Origin of the sequence: Polaromonas sp. (assembly GCF_013817205.1) — a bacterium.
In the GTDB taxonomy this organism is placed as follows: domain Bacteria; phylum Pseudomonadota; class Gammaproteobacteria; order Burkholderiales; family Burkholderiaceae_C; genus Polaromonas.
In genome coordinates this window covers 1-4,046 of the sequence record NZ_JACDDD010000138.1, presented here as the reverse complement: position 1 = coordinate 4,046, position 4,046 = coordinate 1, and the positions used below count along the sequence as shown (strand labels likewise).

The 4,046-nt window shown below is 62.0% G+C and carries 3 protein-coding genes; 2 read left to right on the top strand and 1 reads right to left on the bottom strand.

Annotation, left to right across the window (positions count from 1 at the left end):
- Positions 1-320: 320 nt before the first annotated feature.
- Entirely contained in the window at positions 321-1,937 is a 1,617-nt protein-coding gene (locus H0W47_RS18405; protein ID WP_296927032.1) for a peptide chain release factor 3, read from the top strand.
- Positions 1,938-2,045: 108 nt separating this feature from the next.
- On the opposite strand, the gene H0W47_RS18400 is transcribed toward H0W47_RS18405, so the two are convergent.
- Entirely contained in the window at positions 2,046-2,975 is a 930-nt protein-coding gene (locus H0W47_RS18400; RefSeq protein WP_296927030.1) for a DUF3616 domain-containing protein, read from the bottom strand.
- 112 nt (positions 2,976-3,087) lie between these two features.
- Here H0W47_RS18400 and H0W47_RS18395 point away from each other — a divergent pair.
- A partial coding sequence (locus tag H0W47_RS18395) for a 7TM diverse intracellular signaling domain-containing protein (protein ID WP_296927029.1) occupies positions 3,088-4,046 on the top strand: 959 nt, incomplete at its 3' end.

Genomic DNA, 4,046 nt, shown 5'->3' with positions numbered 1-4,046 from the left:
GCCCTATCGGATATATACCTCCGGCAGAAGCTGAGGCAAACTACTACCGGCAACTCGCCAGTCAAGCCTCCACGGTGGAGGCATGACTTAAACCAAACAGCCTCCATGAAACCCGGGGCGATTCATTCCGGTTCAATCACCGGCACATAAGCCTCTACAAAGCGCTGCTATCCTTGCTACGCAGCAATCCTCTTTAACGGGCTTTGCTTCCTAAGCCCCCTATTTAATAGCAATCGAACGGGCGCCGGCTGCAGACACAGTATCCAGCCCATCCTCAACCAGAGGCGCACCACCCAGCCTCTCACCGATAATCGCCGGTTATGTCCGAAATCACCGATATTGAAAAACAGGTCAAACGCCGCCGTACGTTTGCCATCATTTCCCACCCCGACGCGGGCAAAACCACGCTGACCGAAAAGCTGCTGCTGTTCTCCGGCGCGATCCAGATCGCCGGCAGCGTCAAGGCGCGCAAGGCCGCGCGCCACGCCACATCGGACTGGATGGAGATCGAAAAGCAGCGGGGCATCTCGGTGGCGTCGTCCGTGATGCAGATGGAATACCGCGATTGCGTGATCAACCTGCTGGACACCCCCGGCCACCAGGATTTTTCGGAAGACACCTACCGCGTGCTGACTGCCGTGGATGCTGCGCTGATGGTGATCGATGCGGCCAATGGTGTTGAGCCGCAAACCCGCCGCCTGCTGCAGGTCTGCCGCGCCCGCAACACGCCCATCCTGACCTTCGTCAACAAGATGGACCGCGAGGTGCAGGACCCGATGAGCGTGATGGACGAGATCGAACAGGAGCTGGGCATGACGGTGGTGCCGTTCACCTGGCCGGTCGGCATGGGCAAGCTGTTCCACGGCGTGTTCGATCGGCGCGAAAAACGCATGCGCGTGTTCAGCCCTGGCGAGGACAAGGCCGGCGGTGACGATGAGATCCTGGCCGGACTGGACAACGCCGAAGCCGCCAAACGTTTTGGCGCCGAGTTCACGCAGGCGCAGGGCGAGCTGGAGCTGCTGGAAGGCGCCTCGCCCGAATTCAGTCGCGCCGATTTCCTGAGCGGCAAACAGACGCCGATGTTTTTCGGCTCTGCAATCAACAACTTCGGCGTGCAGGAAGTGCTGGATGCGCTGGTCGATCTGGCGCCGGCCCCGGCAGAGCGCGCAGCGATGCAGCGCGTGGTGCAACCCTCAGAGAAAAAATTCTCCGGCGTGGTCTTCAAGATCCAGGCCAACATGGACCCGGCGCACCGCGACCGCATCGCCTTCCTTCGCGTGGCCAGCGGCGAGTTCACACGCGGCATGCGTCTGAAGGTGGTGCGCAGCGGCAAAGAGTTGCGCCCCAACACGGTGGTGAGCTTCATGAGCCAGCGCCGAGAGTTGCTGGACACCGCATTTGCGGGCGACATCATTGGTATCCCCAACCATGGCGTGCTGCAGCTTGGCGACACGCTGACCGAAGGCGAAGCCCTGCAGTTCACCGGCCTGCCCTTTTTCGCGCCCGAGATGTTCCGCGCCGTCGAAGTGGCTGACCCGCTGCGCAGCAAGCAGTTGCGCGCGGGCCTGACGCAGCTCGGCGAGGAAGGCGCAATCCAGGTGTTCCGGCCCATCGCCGGCTCCTTGCTGCTGCTGGGCGCCGTCGGGCAGCTTCAGTTTGAAGTCGTGGCGCACCGCCTTGAGCATGAATACGGCGTCAAGGCGCGCATCATGGGCAGCCAGTTCAACCTGGCGCGCTGGGTCACGAGCGAGGACCCGAACGAGCTGAAAAAATTCATGGACGCCAACTCCCACCGCGTCGCACTCGACGCGGTGGATGCGCCTACATTGCTGGTGGACCACAGTGCCACTTTACGGGCCGTGGAACAGCAATGGCCCAAGATCAAGTTCCATGCGCTGCGCGAACACGCGGGGCTGGTGTTTCACTCCAAGATCTAGGAATTTCGGGGATTTAACAAGCCTTTTCAGTCTTTAGCCCTTGTCCAGCGGGCGCAAGCAGCTATCAATTTAATAGCAAACTACCCGACAGTCGCCGGGCTTCCCGGCTCAGGGGGCAATCTGCAGTTGCCCGGGCTCCAACAGCACAAAGTGGGCAAAGCGTCCTTTGTGGCGCTTGCCGTCATCGCTGACGATGACGATATATGGCACACCATCAATCAGGGCCGCACTCACCCCTTCGGCCCGCGCGAAGTGCTGCAAACCGGGAACCACCACGCGGCGCGCAGGCGACAGGGGCTGACCGCTCCAGAACCAGAGCCCAAATGTCTGGTCCACCAAGGAGGCAGGTCCGCTGATGATGAGGTAGCCGCTCAGCGCAGCGGTCCAGGCCATGCCGCGTATGCCCTGCCCGCCGAGATCCAGCGTGAGCAAGTCTTTGGCCACGAGCGGGGCCTCGTTGGCTTCAAAAATCGCAGACGGGTTGTCGATGCTGGCGATGATGGCTGCGCCGTCCAGCAGGGGACTACGGAGCCCGACCAGCAGCCGCTGTCCGTCGGGCGTGATCTCCAGCGCCTCGATATTGAGACCGCCGTCCAACTTGACGTCTTCTATCCGGGCTGCAGTGGCCAGCACCGGGTGCGCTTCGACCAACGCCGGCTTGAGCCCGCTGGCAACAAGGGGTTCTCGAACGCGGTCTCCGTCAATCCGGAACCGCACCAGCTTGTCGCGGTTCTTCTTCTCCTCGCCGTTGTCGTTGCGTGAATGCGAAGTCAGCGCATACAAATACCCTTGGCGGTCGGCCGTCAACCCCTCCAGGTCATCAAGCTTCCAGAACGTGTCGTTGCCCTCAAACCACCCTGGACCCACGGCCCGGCTCTTGCACGTGCCGTCCGCGTTGAGGGTAATCAGACTGAATGGGTGCGCCTGTTCGTCCTCCACCACCAGAAAACGACCGTCGGCAAGCTGCTGGATAGCCGATGGCTCGTAGATATCGGTGAGTGGCAGGAATCGGGGCACTGCGGCGGAAGATATAGGCATGCAGGCGCTCCAGCGGAATTTAGGCCTCGACTATAGCGATCCCACCGGCTGTATCCTGACGAACGGACAGTTGGCAAACCGCCCGCCCTTCTTTTTCCCATAAGCTATGGGGATGTCCCGACAGGCTGTTGTTTACGGTTTTTGGCTCGCGCTGCTTTGCCTGGTATTGCGGCCGGGCCAGGCGCAGGACTTTAGCCGCGTTGACAGCGACAGCGTCACCATCACACTGTCCGAACCCTTGCGATGGATCGCGGTCCCGAAAGGAAGCATCACCTCGCCAGAGGCGTTTGCCGCCGCCGGCCCTTGGCCCATGCAGCCCTACACCGCGAGCACGGTTCTGCCCACCTCGCCCAGCCAGGACGTCTGGGTCACTTTTTCGCTGCCGCCCACTGAGACTCTCAAAACCTGGTTCATCCGGTTGCCGGGCCAGGTACCGTCCATGGTCAGCCTGTTTTCGCCCGGTCCCGGGGGCAACTGGCTGGTGCAGTCTGCCGGTATGACGCTGGCGCCCGCCGACTGGTCCCTGCAAACGCGTATTCCGAGTTTTGAGCTCCAGACCCACACCGACCGTACGCGGATCTACTACATGCGTTTCGAAAATGCCCGCCCCCTCACTGGACGGCCCATGTTGCTGTCCCCCATCGAGTATGTAAACGGCGCATCCCAAGTGGGCGTGGTGATCGGGCTGATGTGGGGCATGTTCAGCGTGCTGGCCGCGCTGAGCATCGCCGCCTTCGTGATGGCCCGCAACCGCGTGTTCCTGTGGTTCGGCGCGGTGGTCGTGACATTGATGTTCACGCAACTGGTGCTGATTGGCTACGGTGGCTTACGCATGTGGCCCGGCAGCGCGCACCTCAACCAGGTCATGGGTTGGGTCTCTGCCGCCCTGAGCATGGCCGCAGGCGCCTGGTTTTGCGCCCATGCCAGCTATGCCCGCAGTAGCCACCCACCTATCTACAGGCTGCTGCTGGCCGTCACCGCCGGCAGCCTGTTGATGGCGGGGCTGATGGCGATGGACCGGAACTTCATTCCGCGCGACCTGCGCAACCTGTGGCTGGCGTTCGCCACCTT